Here is a 20,712-nt window from a genome sequence, read left to right on the forward strand (position 1 = left end):
GTGCGCGCGCCGGGTCCAGGCCATGCCGGCTGCGACAAACGCCAGCCCGGCCGCCAGGAAGGTGGCGCCTGACGCGAGGGTGGCGTCGCCGTGGAAGCCGACCACGTCCATCATCGGCACGCCCTTGGCCTGGATCGCCACGTAGAGGCCGAACAGGAACAGGCCCAGGAAGAGGCGCGGTGTACGGCTCAGCAGGCCGAACAGGGCCGCGCAGCCAGCCAGGGCAGCGACCCCGGCCAGCAGGGCGAAGGCGCGCACCGGGTCGGCGGCGCTCCAGCGCAGCGCGATGGGCCCCGTGAAGAGCAAACCGAGCAGCAAGGCCGCGCCCCACTGGCGCAGGAAGCGGCGCGGTACGCCGCCCGGCGCCGCGCTTGTCAATCCTTCACAGCCGGCCGTGGCGTCGCGGGTGGTGCTCTCGCTGCACAGGATGCCCCAGAAGGCCACCGCGCCGGCGACCAGGCCGGGCAGCACGGTCGCGGGCAGCAGCAGGCCACCCAGAAAGCACAGGACCAGCACCAGGATCGCGCTGGGCGCCGTCATCAACACCAGGCCGGCGTCGGCCAGCACCTGCCCGAGCGGGCCAGGCGTGCGCGCAGCGAGCCGCATCAGCGGCTGCACGCAGCCAGCCAGGGGTCGCAGCCAGCCGTTGAGCAGGGCCAGCGGGGTGCGGCGGCGGCGCGCCTTGCCCGCCTTGACGCGGTCCGGCGAGAAGCGGTGGAACAGCAGCATCGCCGGCAGCAGCGGCAGCGGCGCCAGCGCGGCAGACAACAGGCGCGCACTCACCATGTCGGCGGTCCACATCGATTGCGGCAGTTCGACCGGCGCCAGTGCGGCGTCGAAAGGCATCATGCCGATACCCAGCGATTCGGTCGCCACCTGGCTGCGCAGCCCGTTCAGTGCATTGGCCAGGCCGGTGAAATCGAGCCAGGCCAGGGACGACACCCTGGTGCCCTCCTCCACCGCCGCGCCGAGCGAGAGCAGCATCATCCACACGATGAAGTACAGCAGGTCGCCGCCCTTGCCCATCAATGGTCCCCAGCTGTCGCACAGGACCGCGCAGCTGGCCGCGAACATGGCCATCGGCAGCAGCATCAGGGTGTAGGTCTCCAGGTAGACCAGGGGCTGCAGCGGACCATCCCCGCGCAGCAGGTGACAGGCGAAGGTGGTGAGCATGAAGGCGCCCAGCAGGATCACCAGCGAGCCCACGGCGCCGAGCCAGCGGCTGAACACGAGCAGCGCGTTGCCCGCCTGGGTTGCGCCGATCACGCCGCCGATGCCGCTTCTCAGGTCTTCCCCGGTGCGCCCGCGCGCGAGGTAGAAGCCCGCAAGGCTGAACAGCAGGCTGGCCATGGTGGCGCTGCCGAGCGCCAGCGCGGAGCTGGTGTACAGCACGCGCGCATCGTGGACGATCATCAGGGCCTTGCCGGTGCGGATGTCCGAGATCATGGCCCAGGTGACGGCCACCACCGCCAGGATCGTGACCAGGGTCGACACGCGGCGCAGCCGCAGGCGTACCTCGTTGGCGGCGAGCAGGAACAGCGGGTGGGCGAATGTATCATTCCTCATGCGGCCTCCTCCTGCACGGCGTAGCGCTGCGCCATCAGCGCTTCTTCCAGGGTCGGCTCGGCCTCGCGCGCGCCCAGGCAGGGCAGCTCGGGATGCGCGATGCGCAGCAACATGCGGCCATCCTGGCGCTGGGCCTGCAGCACGTGCACGCGCTCGCGCAGGACGGCGTAGTCATGTTCCGCCACGCTGGCGCTCCACACCTGGCCTCTGGCCAGGCGCAGGATGGCATCGGGCGTCTCGTGCGCCACCAGGCGGCCGGAGCGCATGATGGCCAGCTCGGTGGCGATGCTCTCGACGTCGGACACGATGTGGGTCGAGAGGATCACCAGCTTGCCATATCCCAGCTCGCCCAGCAGGTTGCGAAAGCGCAGCCGCTCCTCGGGGTCGAGGCCGGCGGTGGGTTCGTCCACCACCAGGATGTCTGGGTCGTTCAGCAGGGCCTGGGCGATGCCGAGGCGCCGCCGCATGCCGCCCGAGAAGGAGGCGGCCGGACGGTGCGCCTGGTCGTGCAGGTTGACGAGTTCCAGCAGGCGCCGGATGCGTACGGGATCGCGCACGCCCTTGAGGGCGGCGAAGTACTGCATGAATTCGAGGGCGCTCAGGTTCGGGTAGACGCCGAAGTCCTGCGGCAGGTAGCCCAGGCGGCGCCGGATCGCGTCCGGCTTGCGCACGATGTCGACGCCGTCGAACAGGATCTGGCCGCTGCTCGGGCGCGCCAGCGTGGCGATCATCCCCATCAAGGTCGACTTGCCGGCCCCGTTGTGGCCGATCAGCCCGACCACGCCCTGCCCGAGCGAGAGCGTGACCTCGTCGACCGCCCTGACTTCCTTGCCAAATTTCTTGGACACCGCGCGCAGTTCCAGCATGAGCTTCCCCCTCCTGTTGTTGTTGAGTCGAGGATAAGGAAATCGGGATGGCGGCCACCAGCGGTTTGCGACGGATGGTCAAAAACGCGGTGTGAACGCGAAACGAGAATGCGTCTTATTTGTATGGATCAATGTGTCATTTTGGTGACAATTGAATAGAAAGTGAATTTCTCATTTGCAACACGCATATAATATTTCAAAACAAATGCATCTTCAGCTGGCGTCCCAATACCTTCCATGCCTTCCGCTACCCACCGCGCCCTGGCGCGTTCCCGACGCATCGCGCTAGCCGCTGCACTGTGCATTGCCGCAGCCGGCGTCCACGCAGGCGAGCAGCGTCCGCTGGCCGAACGCCTGGCCGAGGCGCGGGAAATCAACAAGTACGTGCCCGAACGCGCGCTGCCGCTGCTGCTCGCGATGGAACAGGAAGGCCGCGCCGCGCCCCTGCCCGACCGGATCGAATTCCTGAACCAGCTCACCTACGGCTATTACGGGATCGGCAGGATGAGTGAAGCGACCAGCGTGGCCGACGAGCTGCTGGCGCTCGGCCACGCGAACAAGAACAATGTGGCGATCGCCAAGGGCCTGCTGTTCAAGGCCTACATCGCGTACAGCCTCCAGGAGCTGGAGAAATCTCACCGGTTTGCCCGGGAAGCCGAGAAGCTGGCCTACACGACCGACAATATCGAGCTGCAGGTTCGCGCGACGATCACGGCCGGCGAAACCTGGGCGGAGGAAGGCAACTTCCCGAAGGCGCTCGAGCGCCTGCAGGCGGCGGCGGCGCTGGCGCGCCAGCACCGCGACCCGACCCAGATCGTGATGGCCCTGAACGCCCTGATCCGCCTGTATGGGCAGATGCGCGAGCACGACAAGGGATTCGAAGCCCTCGAGGAAGCCCTGGCGGCGGCGCGCCAGACCAATTCGCCGGGCCGCATGGCCACCCTCAAGCACTCGGAATACGGGCTGGCGGTCGATTCGGGCCAGTACCAGCGCGGCCTGAAGGCCCTGCTGGAGAGCCTGGCGATCGAGCGCAGCCTCGGGGCCGAGTCGATGGCCGTCTACTCGCTGGTCAACCTGTCGGACTGCTACCTGAAGCTGAAGGACTATGCCAACGTCATTCGCTATGGCGAAGAAGCGCTCGTGTCCGCGGAAAAGCTCAACGACATCGGACTGGGAGCGACGGCGCGCCTGAACCTCGGCCAGGCCTACCTGGCGACCGGCCGCCTGGCCGAAGGCAAGCGCTACATCGAAGAAGGCATGCGCGCCTACGAGAACCTGGGCGACAAGCCGGAACTGCAGGCGGTGCTGGTCGAATACGGCCAGGCGCTCGAGCGCGCCGGCGACCTGGGCGGCGCGCTGAAGGCTTACTACCGCGAGCGGGAAATCTCGAACGAGCTGTTCGAGAAGCGCCGCCAGCGTGCGGTGCTCGACCTGCAGGCCAAGTACGAGACCGAGAAGAAGCAGCGCCAGATCGAACTGCTGCGCACCGAGAACGAAGTGAACCGCCTGCAGCAGCGCGTATGGTGGCTGCTGGCCGCCGTGTTCGCGCTCGCTTCGGTGGTGGTCGGCATGTTGTACCGCAAGGTGCGCCAGGCCAATGCCCAGCTCTACCTGAAGAACAAGGAACTCAAGCAGCAGAGCGTGCGCGACCCGCTGACCGGCCTGTACAACCGCCGCCACTTCCTCGATTTCATGCGTAACCAGGTGCCCCAGGCACACCGCGAGCCTTGCGGCGCCCTGTTCCTGCTCGACGTCGACCACTTCAAGCACATCAACGACAGCCACGGCCATGCCGCCGGCGATGCGGTGCTGACCGCGATGTCGGCCAGCCTGCGCGAGATCCTGCGCGAGACCGACATGATCGTGCGCTGGGGCGGCGAGGAATTCCTCGCCTTCCTGCCGTCCATCCCGCACAACGGCCTGGACGAAGTGGCGCAGCGCCTCCTGAACGGCATTTCGCAGGTAGCCATCGAACATGGCGGCGAGACCCTGAGAGTGAACGTCTCGATCGGCTTCGCGCCCTTCCCGCTCAGCTGCGGAGGCGAGATGCTGCCGTGGGAACGCGCGGTGAACATCGTCGACATGGCGCTGTACCTGGCCAAGGCCCACGGCCGCAACCGCGCCTACGGGGTGCAGGGCTTCGCCGAACCGTCCCAGGTCTGCATCGCGGACGTGGAGCAGAACCTCGAGCGCGCCTGGCGCGCGGGGCAGGTCAAGCTGTCGGTGGTGCAGGGAGAGTGGCAGGAGCAGCGCGCCAGCGCGTGAACCCCTTCACGCCGCGGCTAGTCCGCGGCGTCCTGGATCTTCTCGCCGGCGTCTTCCACCTTCTTGCCGACTTCCTCGGTCGCGCGCTTCAGGCCGCCCTTGGCGTCCCGGGTCGCATCCTTGATCTTCTCGCGCGCCTCTTCGGCGGCGCGGTCGGCTTTTTCCAGCTCCTGCTCCACCTGGCGCGACACCTTGGCGCCGGCGTCGTCCAGCGCCTTGCCGGCGCGCTGGGCCGGGCCGATGGCTTCCTCCTCGCGGCTGCAGCCTGCCAGCACGGCCAGCACCAGCAGCGACCCGACTATGGTTGTTTTCATCTCCGTCTCCCGCTTGATTGCTTGCCTGTCAGCATACACCCGAGAAAAAAAACGCGGCTGACCGTTGGTGCATCTCACTCGCCGCGCGTGGGGTCAGCCAGCGGGCGGTCGCGCTCGATGTCCAGCCGCTCCTTGAGGGCGCGCGTCTCGTCATCCTCGCCCCAGCGCTTCGTGAAGGCAGCCAGCCGGGCCAGCGCCTTGTCGTAGCTGCGCGCGCGGCGCAGCTTCTGGATGGCGCCGCTGGCATCCTCCCAGGCCTTGGCGCGCTGTTCGGCGCGGGTGCAGTCGGCGGCCGCCTTGTTCAGCGACTGCTGTACCTGGCGCAGCTGCTCGGGCGTGGCGCGGGTGCCGCGCAGGGCGATCAGCTCGTCCTGTGCCTCGCGCGCCTTGCACTCGACCGCCAGGCTGACCGCCCGGTCCATGCGCCGCTCGATGCGGGTGCCCTCGGGGCGTACGAGCAACCAGATCAGCCACAGGGCGGCCAGGGAGATGATCCACCAGCGCAGGCGAATCGGCGCGCGCTGCGGCGGAGCTGCCGGGATGGGCGCCCCGCGTCCGACCCCGGGCGGCGGGGGGATGCCGCGTCCCTGCTGCGCCTGGGCCGGATTGCTCGCCGGCGGCGGCGGTGGGGGCGGCGGTGGAACCGGTGGAGGCGGCGGCGTGAACGCCGGCTGGGCCGGAGGCAGCGGCTGGGCTGCGGCGAGCGGCGCCACCGGCGGCTTGGCCAGGACCGGCGCCGGCGCGGCAGGCGCCTGCACCATGCCCTGCGCCGTGCCGCACCAGGGACAGTAATTCACCCGCCTCGGCATCAGGCGTCCGCACTGGACGCCGACGCAGCGGTAGATCGCGTCTTCCATCCTGTTCATGCCGTCCTTCATTCAGGGTCCGGAATGCCGTCACCCGGGCCGCCCGCGTCGTCAGGATCGGGAATCGCGTCGCCCAGCACCGCCGCCAGTTCCGGCAGCGCGCCGACGGTGCTCCATTTGTCCTGCTTCGTGTTCCAGGCCATGTTCCAGGCGCGGGTTTGTGCATCGATCTCGCCGCGCGCCGCCTGCTGCGCGATCTCGGCCACCGTGAAGGGCCCGCGCTGGGCGCCCTGCACGAAGAGCTTGAAGCGCGGCCCGGCATCGACCGCCGGCGCCGGCTTGGCCAGCTCGACGGCGCTCGTGCTTCTACCCTGCAGGACCGCCGCGGCGCGTGCGTCGCTGGCGAGGATCTCGGGCAGGATCACACGCTTGTCCACCGGCCGCTCGACTTCCCAGCTGTAGGCGTCACTGGCCGAATCGGGCACCGTCTCGGTCCAGGCCTGGATTCCCGCCAGCGCCGTTTCGATCTGGCTTGGCGAGAGCGCCGGGTCGAGCGCCGCGGCGCGCCGGATCCAGGCGTCGTAGAGGCGCCGCGCCGTGATGTTGGGCAGCGAGGGCGATGGCAGCTGGGCGCCGGTTTCGTCGACCTCGAGGCGCGGCTCGTAGACACGCAGCTGGTAGTAGCGCATCAGGGCCGCCAGTAAAGCCAGCTGGTGCGGGCCGACATTGGCCAGGCGGTGGCGCACGGCGCCGATCACCCCGTCCCGGTAATAGGGCGGCAGGCCGTTGGAGCGGATCGCATATTCGTTGCCGATCTGGAGCCATTCGCCCGAACCCGGCTCGACCTCGAACAGGTACTGGCCGCGCGGCTGGAAGCTGGCTTCGCGGTCGCCCAGGTCGGCCTTGCGGCGGATGACGCCGAGCGCGATCGCCTGCAGGAACCACTCGTAGTCGTCGGCCAGGCGGTTCAGCTCGTCCATCGAGGGCGACAGCGGATGGCGGAAGCGCGTGGCGTCGAAATGCAGGTGGGTCGGGATCTTCGGGTTCTCGATCTGGTAGGACGCGCGCCAGGTCGGCAGGCCGCGCAGCACCGTCATCGGGTAGCCCGACAGCTCGACATAGCACACCGCCCTGCCCGGCACGCCGGTGTTCACGATCGACAGGGCGTCGCCGTGGAAGTAACCGGTCGGCACGGCGGCGCGCAGTTCCGCCTCCATGCGGCGCCAGGCGGCGACGTCGCCCACGCCGATGAAGCACTTGAACTGGTCGGCATTCGGCGTGAACTCGGCCGAGAAGCGCGCATTCACCCAGGGCATGGCGCTGCGGATCCATTCGGCGAAGACGCGCTGGCGCTCCTGAGGCGTCATGCTGGATAAGCGTTCCAGCAGCGGGTCGACGGGTTCGGGTTGCTCCAGCTCCTCACTTGACAGTTGCAACTGCGCGCGGCGGAACAGTTTCAGCAACAGGTCGGCGCGCAGGCGCTCGTCCCCGAGCTGGGGGAAGAGGCGCGCCGAGCCGCCGAATTCCAGCAGCACCTCTTCGCTCCAGGCGCTCACATCCCCCGTCAAGCGCACGGGCGGCGGCAGGGTGTCGCCGGCCAGCTTGATGTAGGTGGCGTGCTCCTGGCGGGCGTCGGCACGCAGCTGGCTGATGCGCTGGTCGGCCGCCGCCAGCATGGCCTGCACCATGCGCCGGCCTTCCTGGAATTCGCCGGCGACGCCGCTCCACTGGGCGTTTCCGTGTTCGTCGGTTGATTGCGGTTCGCCCAGCCAGGCCGACATATTGCGCATGACTTCGATCGACTGGCCGGCGCTGACCGCCAGCAGGTGGAAGCGCAGGTAGTCGGCGATGTCGCGTTTCAAATGGTTCATCACCTCGCGCGCCTGCGGCTCCTTGCCGAACAGGCGGCCGGCCGCCTGCGACAGGTTGTTCAGCGACTCCTCGACCTGGCGGGTGCGCAGGGCGTCGCGGATGTCACGGTAGCGGCGGCCGTTGCGCTCGGCGTTGGCGAGGTCGCGCTGCGAGAGGCGCGCCTTGACCTGCTCCAGCAGCGAGAGCACGAATTCCAGGCCGCCCTGCTTGCGGTCATCGAGCAGCGCATACAGGCGATCACGGACGCGCGTCTTCAGGCGTCCGGTGAGTTCGCCCGTGTGGCGCTTGATGCGGTCTTCGCTGGTTTCCGCGGTGGCGCCGGCCTCGCGGATGGCGTCGCGTTCCAGCTGCGGCAGCAGCTCGGCCACCTTCTCGCGCCACAGCTTGATGTCGTAGGCCGCCATGATGCGGTCGACTTCGAGCTGCACCTTGCTTTCCACGCGCTCGAGCAGCGAGCGGCCGTCCTTGTCGAGCAGGAGGGTATTCGTGAGCGCGTATTCGGTGAAGGGCGTGACGTCCACCGTCCCCTTGCGAAAGTCGGGGAAGGTGTCGAAGGGGCGCTCGCTCATCTCCATCTGCTCGCGCATGAAGCTGTCGCGTTCCGCGTCGCCGGCGCGCCGGGCCGAAGTTGCGTCACCCTTGCCGTCCGTGCTCACCATGCCAAAGAAGGCCTTCACCATCAGGCCGGCCAGCTCGTAGGCGCGGATGTCCTCGCGCAGGGACTGCTGGGTATCGAGCACCGACTGGCCGAAGGCGGAATACACCTTCGAATAGGACAGGCGCATGTCGCCGAAGCGTTGTTCGGGCACGCGCGGGTTGTAGGGCCCCAGCTTGTGCTGCTGCTGGTTGACGGCCACCGAGCGCTTGCGGTTGGCGAAATCGGCGGAAGCGAAATCCTCGAACAAGGAATCGGCCACCATCTGGTAGACGTCCTTGATGTCGGCCGTCGCCTTGTTGGCCAGGTTCGCGGTGTCGACGAAATACACGTCGTCGAAAGGAGCGCCCTTGCCCTGGATACTGTCCGGGTCCATCCAGTTGACGCGCGCGTTCATGTCGCGCATGGCCGTTTCCAGCTCCATCAGGGTGGCGTAGGCGTTCGCCTCCGTGCGCTCCTTGTTGGCCTTGGCGAAACCGGCCGGCATGAGCAAGACCAGGTCGACCTGGCTGTCCGACACCTCCTGGCGCGCGATGGCTTTCGACAGCCAGCCGAGGTCCAGCACGCTGCCGGCGCCGGTACCGCCCGCGCAGGAGGCGATGACGACGATGCGGAATTTGGATGTATCGACCTGCAGGCCGAGGCGCTGGTAGTTCTCCTTGCGCTCGATGCCGGCATTGCTGGCCAGGCCGTTCAGGGCGCCCTTGATGCGGCCGCGCAGCTTCGGGTACTTGTCGTAGAGGTAGAGCCGCGCGAGCGAGCGGATCTGGCCCGCCCCTTTCGATGGGTCGATGCCCAGCGAACGCAGTTTCTTCGGCCGCAGCGGCATCCAGCTTTCGATCAGCGGGAAGCGCGCCAGGCTGTCGTCGGATTCATGGTACTGCGGCAGGTCGAGCGGTTCGACCAGGCGCTCCTCGTCCGTGAGCTTGACCAGCTCGTACCAGGGGTCGGTGCGCTGCGACTTGCCCTCGTCGATGATGGCGTTGTTGTCGAGGTCGAAGTGCAGGAAGCGCGCCACCGGGAAGTCGCCGATCGACTCCACACGCGTGGGGTTGTGCCGGTTCCAGACCGCCGACAGGATGCGGCGGCGGATGCGCATCATCACTTCCATGCCCGTGCCGCCGGCGCCGATGAAGAGCGTCGGGCGCAGGTCGACTTTTAGTTCGGTCTTGGCATTCAATGCTGCGGGATTGGGAAAATCTGCCATGTCGTTCAACTCTCTATGGTTACCGGCGGCCGATGAAGAAGGCCGCCACCAGCGCCACCAGGCCGACCGCCACCAGCGGGCCGGTCACGGCGAAGGTGAGGAACTTGCTGGCGTTGATGATGGCCAGCACGGCCGCCGCCGACAGGAAGCCCAGGCCCACGAAGAGCAGCCAGCCGGCGCTGCCCGCGGAGGACGGCGCAACGCGGCGCACGACCAGGTGGTGCACGTAGGCGTTGCGCACGAAGAAGTAGACCACCAGCAGGACGATGAACACCACCGCACCGATGGCGAGATCGCGCGTCGAGGTGTCCGTGGCCGGCACCGGCGCCGTCGTCGTGCCGGGAATGACTTCGACCGGGCGGCCGGCCGTATCCGGCGCGGTCTGCGGCAGCGAATCCTGGGGCGAGGCCGATTCTTCCGGAAGCTTGAAACCGGGGTCGGCGGGTGACGGAGCGGTGGCGGGTGGCTGGGTGCCTTGCATCTTGTTCTTCCTTTCTTGTGAGCGGCTCAGCGGCCGAGCCTGACCTGCGCGCCTTCGCGCAAATCAAGCAGTTGGTGGCCGAACAGGGTGGTCTTCAACTGCGCCACCTGGACGCCGGCCTTGTCGTAAATCGGTTGCGTGGTGCCGGGACGGGCGCGCATGGTGCGCAACTCGTCCTCCACCGTCACCTGGGCCACGCGCGGGCGGCCATAGGCATAGGCGGCAGCGGCGGCGGCAGCCAGCAGCGCCGCTGCGATGCCTCCCAGCGCCGCCAGCGGGCCCATGCCGTAATGCACCCGCACCTCGATCGGCAGCACCGCGTTCGAGGCCTGCACGGTGGCGGGCGGGGTGAAGATGTCCGGCAGCGGGTCACCGGGGAACAGCGCCGCCATGCGCTGGCGGAAGGCCTGGGACAGTTCCAGGCGCTGGTTCGCCAGGTGAAGTTCGATCCGTCCCGGCAGCACATAGGCCGAGCCGGCGGATTTCATCGCCGCCATCGACCATTTGTCGGGCAGCTGCGCAACCGGCAGCTGCATGGTGGAGCCGAGCGGCACCGGCTTGCCCGGCGCCAGGTTGCTCACCCTGGTATTCGCCAGCTCGATCTTGCGCTCCTCCCCCGCCAGCGCCGATCGGGCGCTGAGGGTGGCCGAGGTGATCGTGTACGGGTACATCGCGTTCTCGAGCTGCCAGCGGATGCTGGCGCGCGGCGTGCGCGCATCCGGGTCGACGTCGGCGCGCAGGCCGCCGTTCGGCGCCTGCGAGAAAGCCACGCCCGGCGCATTCTCGACCTGGGCGGGCACCAGGCGCACGGTGTCGCGGTCGAGCGGTTTCAGGCGCGCCGGCTGCTCGGTGATGACGCGTGCAATGCGTCTTGAAACCAGCAGGCCGTCGAGCGCGCGGCTGCCCTCCTTGCCGACCGCGAAGGCATACACCATCAGGCCGTTCGCGCTGTAGTGCCTGCCCTGTACCGGCATCTTCAGGGGGAAGGCCACCACCTTGTCGATCGCCGCGCCGCGGTGGATCAGCTCATAGAACTCGCGGTTGCGCGCCGCGGTGGCCTGGTCGTTGTTCGGACTGTTGCGGTTGTTCGTCACCAGCCAGACGATGCCCGGCTTGCCTCCCAGGGCCGTCGTGATGGCGGCCTGCACGGCTTCGCCGAGATCGGTGTCGGCCAGCGCGCTGCTGTTTGGTTTACGCGCCGTGTCAAGCTTGGCCAGTGCGGCATTGACGCGGCTGCGGGTCGTCTTCTCGTCGGCCTTCATCGACAGCAGCGCTTTGGGAGAGGGCGCGCCGGGCAGCGACTGGTTGAAGGCGGCCAGCACCAGCGCGTCGCCCGGCTGCACGACGGCGCCCGCCAGCGCTCCCACCAGCGGCTTGAAGCGGGACTGCGGGTCGCTGTAGAAAGGCTCCATCCAGCCCGAGTTCTGCACCAGGATGACATGCGGCGTGGCCCCTGCCCCGCTTGCGAAAGCCAGCAGGAGCAAGCTGCAGAGGAAGCGGATGGCGGCCCGCATCACGCCAGCTCTTCCAGGCGCCAGCCGCGCAGCACGTTCCAGTCGGGGTGGTGCAGCCACAGGCAGCCCGCATACACGAGGGGCAGGCATTCGAGGGGCCGGGAAAGGCGCACGATCTCATCGAGGATCACGTTGCGCCGGCCGATCCACTCCACCGTGGTGCGCGGAATCACGCGCTCGTGCAGCGCCTCCTCGGCGCGGCCGGTGACCTTGTGGAAGCGCAGCACCAGGCCGCTGGGCTGGCTGCGGTTGTTGTTGAAGGCGCGCAGCAGCGGCAGCACCAGGGTCTCATCCTGGCCCAGGTCTTCGATATGCTCCCCGGACCAGGGCTCGTCCACCACCGGGTGGCCGCGCCGGAACAGGAAATTGGCGAAACCCAGGCGGGCGCCATCGATCGGGGCCTGCTGCGGGCGGTCGCTACCCAGTTCGAGGAGTGAGTAGCCCTGGCCATCGTGTCCGATGTGCCACAGGCGTCCATCGCGGCTCTGGGTGGGTCCGCCGAATTCCAGGCGCGGCTGCCAGCCCATGGGCCAGGGCGTGAACTGCGGCGCCTCGCCCGGACGCCAGGCCAGCTGGCCCGCCTCGTGCAGCCAGAACAGGCGGCCATCGTAGCCGATCGGACGCGACCAGCCGCTGGCCGGCACGTCCGGGCATGCATATTCCTCGACCTCGCCCAGGTCGGCGCGCGCGCTCCACAGGCGAACCGTGCCTTCCGGCTTGATCAGGCAGGCGATGTGACGGCGCATGGCGCCGGGCGCGGCAACCAGGGGCGCCGCCAGCACCGGCTCGGTGCGATAGGTCTCGCTGACCGGATTGATCCACAGGCGCATCAGGCCGTCAGCGGTCGGCACCAGCGCCACTTCGCCGCGGCGCGGTTCGAGTACCGGCAGCCATGCATACGCGGACGCCGTGAAGGCCAGGCTGGCCGCGCCTTCATCCGGCGTCATCACATGCCACAGCTGGGCGATCGGGTCCCAGTATTGCAGCACGCCACGGGTATGGGCCAGCGCCAGCAGGCGCTGCTCGGGGAAGCCGTAATGGGAGGCGGCGAACACGCAGGTCGAATTCGGCGGCGCCGGCATGCTAACCTCGGCGCGGCCGACGTGCGGCGCGGCAGGACGTTCTTCCAAACTATCGCCCAGCGGCAGCGATGTGACCGGCAAGCCGTGCGGCACATGGCGCGGCAGCATGGCATCCTGGCCCGGGCCCCACCAGCCCGGCAGGCGCGACGGCGTGCCCGGCAGGCGCTGCAGGGGACGGCCGCAATTGGGACAGAAGGCGAAACCCTCGGGATAGATAGGCGCACCATCGGCTCCGCACGCGCAGGCGCCAGGCAGCGAAGCGCCGAGCAGGCGGGCGACGTCGGGCAGGCGGCCGTGGGCCTGGGCCTGCCAGTCGATGCGGCCCAAACCCTCGGTTGCCAGCAGTTCGAACTGCCTGCTGCGCTCATCCTCCTGCCAGACGCTGGCAGGCGTTTCCCATCGGTATGCCATTGATGACCCGTTTCGCGATGCCATTTGATTGAACGAAAATCAGCCACGAGAGGCTGTTGTTGTTGCTCAAATCATAGCGCTCAGAACTGTCGCGCGGCGCGCCGTTCGGCGGGTAGCGTGGGCTGACACTTCCGGGATCAACAAACGAACTGGTGTGGGGAACTTTTGGCCGGCATACGTATAATGACGGCCGGATTTCCTGCCTTCGATTGCCATGCATACGCCTGTTCCGCTTCCCGATTCTGCCTCCGACCACGATCTGCCTACGGGCGCCATCGAGGAGGCCACCGCACACCTGCGCGACGTGCTGGCGCATGCGCTCGAACATGGACCGGAGCAGGCGGCCCTCGTCGTCTACGACACCCGCACGCCGCTGGCGCGCGCCCTGACCGAGGGCTACCGCCGCAACCTGCCGGGCGCCACCTTCATCGACTTCGATGCGGCCACGCCCGACGCCGTGCTGGCGGCCTTCAGGGCGATGGCGCCGAAGGATCTCGTCGTGCTGGTGCAGTCGACCAACTTCCGTCTCGACGGCTTCCGCGTGCGCGTGGAACTGTTCAAGCTGGGCCTGAAGGTGGTCGAGCACGTGCACCTGTCGCGCATGCCCGGCCCGCAGTCCGAGCACTACATCGAGGCGCTGGCCTACGACCCCGCCTATTTCCGCGGTGTAGGGCGCGCGCTCAAGCGCCGCATCGACGTGGCGCCACATGCGCGCGTGGTCGGCGGTGGCGAGACCCTGTATTTTTCCTCGCCCTTCGAGCCGGCCAAGCTGAACGTCGGCGACTACAGCGAAATGAACAACGTCGGCGGCCAGTTCCCGATCGGCGAAGTGTTCACCGAGGCGCTCGACCTGGAAGCGGTGCACGGCCGCGTGCAGGTGCACGTCTTCGGCGACACCAACTACCGCTCCAACCGTCCCGAGGTGCCGGTGACCCTGATCGTCGAACGCGGGCGCGTGGTCGGCACCGAGAACGCGACCCCGGCCTTCCAGGAAGTGCTGGACAAGATCACCGCGGACGAAGGCGAAGTCTGGGTGCGCGAACTGGGCTTCGGCCTGAACCGCGCCTTCACGCGCGAACGCCGCGTCGACGACATCGGGACGTATGAGCGCATGTGCGGCATCCACCTGTCTCTCGGCGCCAAGCACGGCGTCTACCCGAAGCCCGGCTTCAAGCGCAAGGACGCGCGCTACCACATCGACGTGTTCGCCGTGACGGACGCGGTCTACCTGGGCGAGGAACGTGTTTACGAGGACGGGGCATGGATTTGTAACAGCTGAGAACGACCCGCCCCACAAGTGCTACCATGGACTACTTGTAGCAATCCAATCAATACTCCGTGGGGCGTTCGATGGTATTACCCGCACCTTCGTGCGTCGACGAAATCCAGGCCATCGGCGCCGTGCCGAAGATCCTGGAAACCGTCGCCGCCATGACCGGCCTGCGCTTTGTGTGCATCGCCCACGTCACCCAGGATTCCTGGACCGCCTGCGCTGTCCTCGACAAACTGGAGTTCGGCCTCAGGCCGGGCGACCCGCTCGACGTCACCACCACCCTCTGCGAAGAAGTGCGCGACACCCGGTCTGCCGTCATCATCGACCACGTGCGCGAGAGCGCGCGCTACCACGATCACCATACGCCGCGCATCTACGGCTTCCAGAGTTATTTTTCGATTCCCGTGTTCCGCCCGGATGGCCGCTATTTCGGCACCCTGTGCGGACTCGATCCGGAACCCGTGCGCCTGAGCGACGCAGTGACCGTCTCTACCCTGCAGCTGTTCACGGAACTGATCGCCAAGCAGCTCGAGAGCGAGCATTCGCTCGGCGAGGCGCGCGCCGCCCTGCTCGACGAGCGCGAGACGGCCGAACTGCGCGAACAGTTCATTGCCGTGCTCGGACACGACCTGCGCACGCCGCTCGGCTCGGTCATGTCGGGCGCCGAGTTCCTGCTGCTGAAGCACCAGGACCCCTCTACCCGCCAGGTGGCCGAGCGCATCCGGCGCAGCGCACGCCGGATGTCGGCACTGGTCGAAGACGTCGTCGATTTCACGCGCGGGCGGATGGGCGACGGCCTGGCGCTCGAGATGAGGATGCTGCACGGCGCCGACCTCCGCCTGTACGAGGTCGTCGACGAGCTCTCCAGCCTCCATCCGGACCGGGTGATCGACAGCGCGATCCAGCCCGGCCTGTCCCTGTACTGCGATCCGGAGCGGCTCTCGCAGCTGCTGTCGAACCTCCTGAAGAACGCGCTGGTGCACGGCAGCGAGCTGCACCCGGTCTTCGTCGTCGCCAATGTTCGCAACGGCCTGTTCACCCTGCGCGTCACCAACGGCGGCCCGGACCTGAGCCCGGCCGTCATCGCCCAGCTGCTCAAGCCCTACTGGCGCGCCTCCTCGCGCCCCGGCAGCGAGGGACTTGGACTGGGCCTGTACATCGTCGACCAGATCGCTAGAAGCCATGGCGGCGCCATCGACATCAGCTCGAGCGCGGGCAGTACCTCCTTCACCTTCACGATGCCGGCGGCTGCCGCGGCTTAAGTATTTCGTACTTGCATCAAGGCCTCCGGCTCCGGATACTGACGAGTAGTCAGTTCAATAACAGGAGACGGAATGAAAGCACGGTATCGAAGCGCGGTCCGCGCGCTGGCGGCATGCGCACTGGGTAGTTCGGCCTGCATGGGCAGCGCATGGGCGCAGGATGCAAACGAGATCGCCCGCATCGAACGCGGCCTGCGCCCGGCGGTCGGGATCCAGGGCGCCAAGCCGGATACCCGCACCCTGGAAGCCGAGATGCGGCGCCTCAACGTGCCGGGCGTGAGCATTGCCGTGATCCGCAATGGCAAGCTGGCCTGGGCCAAGGGCTATGGCACGACCGGCGCCAATGGCGCCCCCGTGACGCCCCAGACCCTGTTCCAGGCGGCCTCGATCAGCAAACCGGTGGCGGCCATGGGCGCCCTCAGGATGGTCGAAGCGGGCCAGCTCGAGCTCGATGCCGACATCAATTCCGTCCTCTCCTCGTGGAAGCTGCCGCCCGGCCCCGCCAGGCGGCCGGCCACCTTGCGCCAGCTGCTGTCGCACACGGCCGGCACCACGATCTCCGGCTTCCCCGGCTATGCCGCCAGCGCCCAGGTGCCCACCCTGTTGCAGGTCCTGGACGGCAAGGCGCCTGCCAATACCGGGCCGGTACGCATCGAAGGCGCGCCGGGCGACGCCTGGAGCTATTCCGGCGGCGGCTACACCGTGGTGCAGCAGACCATGATCGACCGTTCTGGACGTCCTTTCGACGCACTGATGCAAGAAACGGTGCTGGGGCCGCTCGGCATGAACGACAGCACTTTTGCCCAGCCCCTGCCGGGCGCCCTGCTGGCGCGCGCCGCCCTCCCCCACGACGGACAGGGCAAGCGGTATGCGGGCGGCCCCTACACCTATCCGGAACTGGCTGCCGCCGGGCTGTGGACCACGCCGAGCGACCTGGTGAAATTCGCGCTGGCCATCCAGGGCGGCGGCAGTCCCGTGCTGTCGATGACATCGACGCAGACCATGCTGCGCCCGGTGATGAACAACTACGCCCTTGGCCTGAACATCGACGGCAGGGCGCCGCGCCACGCATTCGGCCACGGCGGCAGCAATATGGGTTACCAGAACACGCTGTATGCCTTCGTGCAGAAGGGCGACGGCGTGGTCGTCATGACCAATGGCGACGCCGGCGCCGAACTGGCGCAAAGCCTGGTGCGCGCGGTGGCGGCCGAGTACCGCTGGCCCACACAACAGACGAAGCTGCGCAAGGCCATTACGCTACCCGCCGCCACCCGCGCCAAACTGGCCGGACGCTACGAGATCAAGGGCCTCGGCACTTTCGAGATCGCAGAACGCGGCGGCAAGCTGATGGTGGCGCTGCGCGAGAATCAATGGGAGCCGCTGTATGCGGAATCGGCGCGCCTGCTCTTCGTGCTGTCGCGCGAACTCGAGCTGCGCATGGATGGGGCGGGCGGCCGGCTGCTGAGCGGTTCCTTCGACGTCGCCTTCAAGCGGCTGCCCTAGTTGCGCCCACCTGCAGCGGGCAGGCGTCTAATGGATCGGCCAGGCGCGCCGCCAGTCCGGCGCGCAGTTCCGCCAGGCCGGCGATGCGGGCGTCGATGTCCGCGAGTTTGCGTTCAAGCGCGGCGCGCAGCTCGTGCGCCGAATTCGCCGGATCGGATAGCAGCGGCATGCCCGCCTCGATCTCGGACAGGGTGAAACCGAGCGACTGGGCGGTGCGCAGGTAGCACAGCCACTCGACCGCCTCGACCGGATAATCGCGGTAGCCATTACCCAGGCGACGCGCGCTCAGCAGGCCCCGCGCCTCGTAGAAACGCAGCGCATCGCGGCTCAGGCCAGTGGCCGCCGCCAGTTCTCCGATCTGCATGGTGGTCTTCCCAGAAAGTGCTTGACCCTGGAGTGTACTCCATGGTTGAGGATGGCGGCTCCACCACTTCGGAGTACCGCCATGCAGCTTTCCCGCTCGGCCAGCCGCCGCCTCGTGCGCGCCAGCGCCCTCTACGACCTCTTCCTGACCGCCGGCTTCGCCACGCCATGGACCTTCGCCCTCGTCCACGGCCATCTCTCCGGCTTGAACGTGGCACTGGGCGGCGGCGCCCTGCCCGCGTTCACGCCCTTCCACATGCTGTTCGCCTGCCTGATGGGCAGCATCGTGCTGGTGTGGTCGGTCCTGCGCATCCTCGAACCCACTACCCGCCTGGGCCGTTTCGACGGGACGGGGCGCTTCCTGTTTTCGCTGTGGATGGCCTGGTGCCTCTACGTGACCGGGGAACCGCTGCTGTGGCTCTTCATCGTGCCGGAATTCGCCTGGGGCGTGGCCCAGTGGTGGAAAGTCGAGAACTGATGCACGCTACAATGGGATTTTTGCCTGCCCACGCACCATGCTGACTTCCGAACAACGCGCGCAATACGAGCGTGACGGCTTCATCGTCATCCCCGGTTTCAAGAGCCTGGAAGAGATCGCCGCCTTGCGCCGCCGCGCCGAAGAGATCGTCGACGCCTTCGATCCGAACGAGTCGCGCGCCATCTTCACGACCAAGGACCAGGAAAGCACCAGCGACGCCTGGTTCCTGGGTTCGGACAACACGGTGCGCTGCTTCTTCGAAGAGGAGGCCTTCGGCGAGGATGGCCAACTGCGCCAGGCCAAGGCGCTGTCGATCAACAAGATCGGCCACGCGATGCACGACCTCGATCCGGTCTTCAACGCCTTTACCCGCGACCCGAAGCTGGCAGCCGTGGCGCGCGACCTGGGCCTGGAACGTCCGCAGGTCTGGCAGTCGATGTACATCTTCAAGCAGCCCGGCATCGGCGGCGAGGTGCGCTGGCACCAGGACGCCACCTTCTTCGACAGCGATCCGATCACCGTGACCACTTTCTGGTTCGCGCTGGAAGATGCAACGATCGACAACGGTTGCCTGTGGGCCGAACCCGGCGGGCACCGCGGGCCGCTGCGCGAACGTTTTCTCCGCCATGGCGACCGCATCACCATGGAAAAGCTGGACAGCACGCCGTGGCCGGATGACAGCACCGCGGTTCCGCTCGAGGCCAAGGCCGGCACGCTGGTCTGCTTCCATGGGCTGCTGCCGCACTACAGCGCGCCGAATCGCTCGCCGGTGTCGCGTCATGCGTTCACGCTGCACGCGACTGACGCTGGTTCACGCTATTCGCCGCGCAACTGGATCCAGCGTGATGCCAGCTTCCCGGTGCGCGGCTTTAGTTAACGGGTAGTTGCGCTACCGAACGCGCGTGCAGTGAGCACTTTCCGAACTACCCCACAGATACTTTCCAGATTTCGCAGCCAATACGGGGTCAGGGGTTGAGTTGAATTTTTTCTTTCAAATTCCCCCCCCAGAAATAGCCTTACATTCCTTGCAATATCAAGGCTCCTGGTAGAGCAGCCCCGTTGATCTTCCTCGCCCCGCTTCCTGTCGCAAGCCAACTTCCACCCGGTACGCCCAAGCAAGAATCACCACTTGCCCAACCCACAACGGAGACAGGAATGGCTAGCGACGCGTATCTGAAGACCGAAGGCGTGAACGGAGAGTCGGAAGATGAACGACACCGCAACTGGATAGAAGTGAATAACGTCCTCTACGCGGTCCACCAGCCGAGAGCCGACGTAGTTTCGACCGCAGGCGGGCATACCACCGGGCGAGCCGACCTGTACCCGATCAGCTTCACCAAGCTTGCTGACATAGCATCTCCCGTCTTGCTGCAGACCTGCGCCACCGGGAAGACCATTCCCAAAGCCTCTTTCGAGTTCATGCGGGCCGACGGTGACGGAAAACCGATTACGTACTTTAAGATCGAACTGGAAAACGTCATGATTGCCAGCATCACGCCGGATAGTGGCGAAGGAGGGATCATCGTTGAACGGGTCCAGCTTGCGTACGCACGAATTAAATGGCACTACACCCGCCAAAGCATCCGGGGTGGAGCGCAGGGCAACACTAGCGGTAGCTGGGACTGCTCAGCCCATAAAGTGTGCTAGCCGGAGGCGATATGTCCAAGTATGAAGGCGCTTCCATGATCATATGCCCGCTGGAGGAACGCGATTTCCAGCACGTTTGCGCAGTCATTGTGTCAGGCGATGGCCCCAACGCTTGCGGCCATACGCTGCTACACATCAGCGGTAGTTGGGCTTGGTATGTGCATATTTCTGGTTTCTACAAGGCACCTAAGTGGATGCCTGAGAGTAACTATATGCGGTACTTGAAGGAGAACGGAAAGCGTGAGATTCGCCGCTGGGAGATCAAGTTGCCCAATCCTAAAGGTGCGCATGACAGAATGCATGAACTCACCGAAAAGCCGTGGTTGTGGGGCATCGTAGCGCACAACTGCACTTCCTTTGCGGAAGAAGTAGTGCGCGCGGGCGGTAGTAAAGCCGGGCAGTATTTCAATTGTCCTGTTGCGGAGCGGTTCGCATGAAGACCATATCGATTTCACTTGGCGTCGCATTCTTAGCAGTGGCGATTGTCTATATCTCAATATTCTTTCTTGACCCCGGCATGAACGTTGAAAAGGCATTCGGCATCATCTTCTACGCGTTCTTCGGTTCGGGGATTCTCACTGCACTGGTGTTGACGCTTCGGGGCCGTCGCAGCTAACTAAAACGCATCAAAGATGCCCTTCGTAGCCGTCATACGCTAGAGTAGACGGTGGCTGTTCGCCAATGCAGATTTAGCAACCTCGGATGCAGCAAGCGCCAGCAACTACGGTGGACAACGGTTGCCTGTGGCCGAACCCGGCGGACACGGAGGCCCCTTACGCGAACGCTTCCTGTGCGATGGCAACCGCATCACCATGGAAAAGCTGGACAGCACGCCATGGCCTGACGACAGCACCGCCGTGCCGCTGGAAGCGAAGGCCGGCACCCTGGTCTGCTTCCACGGACTGCTACCGCACTACAGCGCGCCGAATCGCTCGCCGGTGTCGCGTCATGCCTTCACGCTGCACGCGACTAACGCTGGTTCACGCTATTCGCCGCGCAACTGGATCCAGCGTGATGCAAGTCTGCCGGTGCGTGGATTCGATTGAACCGGGCAAATCACATTGCCGGGTGCATTCTTAGCGGCGCTGGTGTACCATCCGGTATCTTATAATGCACTTTTATGCTCGGCTGCCGACCGACAGTCGCA

The 20,712-nt window shown here is 66.7% G+C and carries 19 protein-coding genes; 10 read left to right on the forward strand and 9 right to left on the reverse strand.

Features of this window, described 5'->3' with window-relative positions; all coding sequences use genetic code 11:
- The coding region (locus NX780_RS12680; RefSeq protein ID WP_258828231.1) for a hypothetical protein at window positions 1-1,566 on the reverse strand (1,566 nt) is incomplete at its 3' end.
- Window positions 1,563-2,432 (reverse strand): ABC transporter ATP-binding protein, encoded by an 870-nt coding sequence (locus NX780_RS12685; protein WP_258828232.1) that lies wholly within the window; start codon window positions 2,430-2,432, stop codon window positions 1,563-1,565. The genes NX780_RS12685 and NX780_RS12680, both read right to left, overlap by 4 nt.
- A 237-nt stretch (window positions 2,433-2,669) precedes the next feature.
- On the opposite strand from NX780_RS12685, the gene NX780_RS12690 reads away from it, so the two are divergent.
- Window positions 2,670-4,697, forward strand: a complete 2,028-nt coding sequence (locus NX780_RS12690) for a tetratricopeptide repeat-containing diguanylate cyclase (protein ID WP_258828233.1) — start codon at window positions 2,670-2,672, stop codon at window positions 4,695-4,697.
- A 17-nt stretch (window positions 4,698-4,714) separates the two neighbouring features.
- On the opposite strand, the gene NX780_RS12695 is transcribed toward NX780_RS12690, so the two are convergent.
- From NX780_RS12695 to NX780_RS12720, 6 genes are all read right to left on the reverse strand, one after another.
- Complete coding sequence (locus NX780_RS12695) at window positions 4,715-5,011, reverse strand: hypothetical protein (protein WP_258828234.1); 297 nt, start codon at window positions 5,009-5,011, stop codon at window positions 4,715-4,717.
- 74 nt (window positions 5,012-5,085) lie between these two features.
- The gene (locus NX780_RS12700) at window positions 5,086-5,877 is read right to left on the reverse strand and encodes a hypothetical protein (protein ID WP_258828235.1); all 792 of its coding nucleotides are present in this window, start codon (window positions 5,875-5,877) and stop codon (window positions 5,086-5,088) included.
- An 8-nt stretch (window positions 5,878-5,885) separates the two neighbouring features.
- A complete protein-coding gene (locus NX780_RS12705) occupies window positions 5,886-9,551 on the reverse strand; it encodes a tubulin-like doman-containing protein (protein ID WP_258828236.1) in 3,666 nt (1,221 codons plus the stop codon).
- A 19-nt stretch (window positions 9,552-9,570) separates the two neighbouring features.
- Window positions 9,571-10,032, reverse strand: a complete 462-nt coding sequence (locus tag NX780_RS12710) for a hypothetical protein (protein ID WP_258828237.1) — start codon at window positions 10,030-10,032, stop codon at window positions 9,571-9,573.
- Window positions 10,033-10,058: 26 nt separating this feature from the next.
- Entirely contained in the window at window positions 10,059-11,546 is a 1,488-nt protein-coding gene (locus NX780_RS12715; protein WP_258828238.1) for a hypothetical protein, read from the reverse strand.
- Entirely contained in the window at window positions 11,546-13,039 is a 1,494-nt protein-coding gene (locus NX780_RS12720) for a hypothetical protein (protein ID WP_258828239.1), read from the reverse strand. Before NX780_RS12720 ends, NX780_RS12715 begins: the two co-directional genes overlap by 1 nt.
- A gap of 214 nt (window positions 13,040-13,253) precedes the next feature.
- On the opposite strand from NX780_RS12720, the gene NX780_RS12725 reads away from it, so the two are divergent.
- The 3 genes from NX780_RS12725 to NX780_RS12735 all read left to right on the forward strand — a co-directional run bounded on the left by NX780_RS12725 (window position 13,254) and on the right by NX780_RS12735 (window position 17,077).
- Window positions 13,254-14,318, forward strand: a complete 1,065-nt coding sequence (locus NX780_RS12725; RefSeq protein ID WP_258828240.1) for a hypothetical protein — start codon at window positions 13,254-13,256, stop codon at window positions 14,316-14,318.
- A 71-nt stretch (window positions 14,319-14,389) separates the two neighbouring features.
- Window positions 14,390-15,574 carry a GAF domain-containing sensor histidine kinase gene (locus NX780_RS12730; protein ID WP_258828241.1) on the forward strand — a complete coding sequence of 395 codons (1,185 nt, stop codon included), beginning with the start codon at window positions 14,390-14,392 and terminating at the stop codon, window positions 15,572-15,574.
- 72 nt (window positions 15,575-15,646) lie between these two features.
- Window positions 15,647-17,077 (forward strand): serine hydrolase, encoded by a 1,431-nt coding sequence (locus NX780_RS12735; RefSeq protein WP_258828242.1) that lies wholly within the window; start codon window positions 15,647-15,649, stop codon window positions 17,075-17,077.
- Here the strand turns inward: NX780_RS12735 and NX780_RS12740 are convergent.
- Window positions 17,061-17,441, reverse strand: coding sequence for a MerR family transcriptional regulator (locus NX780_RS12740; protein ID WP_258828243.1), 381 nt, complete (start codon window positions 17,439-17,441; stop codon window positions 17,061-17,063). The two genes, NX780_RS12735 and NX780_RS12740, sit on opposite strands and share 17 nt — an antisense overlap.
- A gap of 81 nt (window positions 17,442-17,522) precedes the next feature.
- Here NX780_RS12740 and NX780_RS12745 point away from each other — a divergent pair, with 81 nt between their 5' ends.
- The 6 genes from NX780_RS12745 to NX780_RS12770 all read left to right on the forward strand — a co-directional run bounded on the left by NX780_RS12745 (window position 17,523) and on the right by NX780_RS12770 (window position 20,611).
- Complete coding sequence (locus NX780_RS12745; protein ID WP_258828244.1) at window positions 17,523-17,918, forward strand: hypothetical protein; 396 nt, start codon at window positions 17,523-17,525, stop codon at window positions 17,916-17,918.
- A 37-nt stretch (window positions 17,919-17,955) separates the two neighbouring features.
- On the forward strand, window positions 17,956-18,795 hold the full coding sequence (locus NX780_RS12750; protein WP_258828245.1) for a phytanoyl-CoA dioxygenase family protein: 840 nt from the start codon (window positions 17,956-17,958) through the stop codon (window positions 18,793-18,795).
- Between the two features lie 278 nt (window positions 18,796-19,073).
- Entirely contained in the window at window positions 19,074-19,565 is a 492-nt protein-coding gene (locus NX780_RS12755) for an Hcp family type VI secretion system effector (protein WP_258828246.1), read from the forward strand.
- 11 nt (window positions 19,566-19,576) lie between these two features.
- The gene (locus NX780_RS12760; protein WP_258828247.1) at window positions 19,577-20,002 is read left to right on the forward strand and encodes a hypothetical protein; all 426 of its coding nucleotides are present in this window, start codon (window positions 19,577-19,579) and stop codon (window positions 20,000-20,002) included.
- Entirely contained in the window at window positions 19,999-20,181 is a 183-nt protein-coding gene (locus tag NX780_RS12765; RefSeq protein ID WP_258828248.1) for a hypothetical protein, read from the forward strand. The genes NX780_RS12760 and NX780_RS12765 overlap by 4 nt, the downstream gene beginning before the upstream one ends.
- 196 nt (window positions 20,182-20,377) lie before the next feature.
- Entirely contained in the window at window positions 20,378-20,611 is a 234-nt protein-coding gene (locus NX780_RS12770) for a phytanoyl-CoA dioxygenase family protein (protein ID WP_258828249.1), read from the forward strand.
- The last annotated feature ends 101 nt before the right edge of the window (window positions 20,612-20,712 follow it).

The organism is Massilia agri, from assembly GCF_024753255.1.
Taxonomy (GTDB): Bacteria; Pseudomonadota; Gammaproteobacteria; order Burkholderiales; family Burkholderiaceae_D; genus Telluria; species Telluria agri.

Coding starts and splice junctions, on each gene's coding strand:
- NX780_RS12720 (WP_258828239.1), bottom strand. CDS start 13,039: ATGGCATACCGATGGGAAACGCCTGCCAGCGTCTGGCAGGAGGATGAG.
- NX780_RS12745 (WP_258828244.1), top strand. CDS start 17,523: ATGCAGCTTTCCCGCTCGGCCAGCCGCCGCCTCGTGCGCGCCAGCGCC.
- NX780_RS12760 (WP_258828247.1), top strand. CDS start 19,577: ATGTCCAAGTATGAAGGCGCTTCCATGATCATATGCCCGCTGGAGGAA.
- NX780_RS12725 (WP_258828240.1), top strand. CDS start 13,254: ATGCATACGCCTGTTCCGCTTCCCGATTCTGCCTCCGACCACGATCTG.
- NX780_RS12735 (WP_258828242.1), top strand. CDS start 15,647: ATGAAAGCACGGTATCGAAGCGCGGTCCGCGCGCTGGCGGCATGCGCA.
- NX780_RS12690 (WP_258828233.1), top strand. CDS start 2,670: ATGCCTTCCGCTACCCACCGCGCCCTGGCGCGTTCCCGACGCATCGCG.
- NX780_RS12765 (WP_258828248.1), top strand. CDS start 19,999: ATGAAGACCATATCGATTTCACTTGGCGTCGCATTCTTAGCAGTGGCG.
- NX780_RS12770 (WP_258828249.1), top strand. CDS start 20,378: ATGGAAAAGCTGGACAGCACGCCATGGCCTGACGACAGCACCGCCGTG.
- NX780_RS12740 (WP_258828243.1), bottom strand. CDS start 17,441: ATGCAGATCGGAGAACTGGCGGCGGCCACTGGCCTGAGCCGCGATGCG.
- NX780_RS12750 (WP_258828245.1), top strand. CDS start 17,956: ATGCTGACTTCCGAACAACGCGCGCAATACGAGCGTGACGGCTTCATC.
- NX780_RS12695 (WP_258828234.1), bottom strand. CDS start 5,011: ATGAAAACAACCATAGTCGGGTCGCTGCTGGTGCTGGCCGTGCTGGCA.
- NX780_RS12700 (WP_258828235.1), bottom strand. CDS start 5,877: ATGAACAGGATGGAAGACGCGATCTACCGCTGCGTCGGCGTCCAGTGC.
- NX780_RS12755 (WP_258828246.1), top strand. CDS start 19,074: ATGGCTAGCGACGCGTATCTGAAGACCGAAGGCGTGAACGGAGAGTCG.
- NX780_RS12705 (WP_258828236.1), bottom strand. CDS start 9,551: ATGGCAGATTTTCCCAATCCCGCAGCATTGAATGCCAAGACCGAACTA.
- NX780_RS12715 (WP_258828238.1), bottom strand. CDS start 11,546: ATGCGGGCCGCCATCCGCTTCCTCTGCAGCTTGCTCCTGCTGGCTTTC.
- NX780_RS12710 (WP_258828237.1), bottom strand. CDS start 10,032: ATGCAAGGCACCCAGCCACCCGCCACCGCTCCGTCACCCGCCGACCCC.
- NX780_RS12730 (WP_258828241.1), top strand. CDS start 14,390: ATGGTATTACCCGCACCTTCGTGCGTCGACGAAATCCAGGCCATCGGC.
- NX780_RS12685 (WP_258828232.1), bottom strand. CDS start 2,432: ATGCTGGAACTGCGCGCGGTGTCCAAGAAATTTGGCAAGGAAGTCAGG.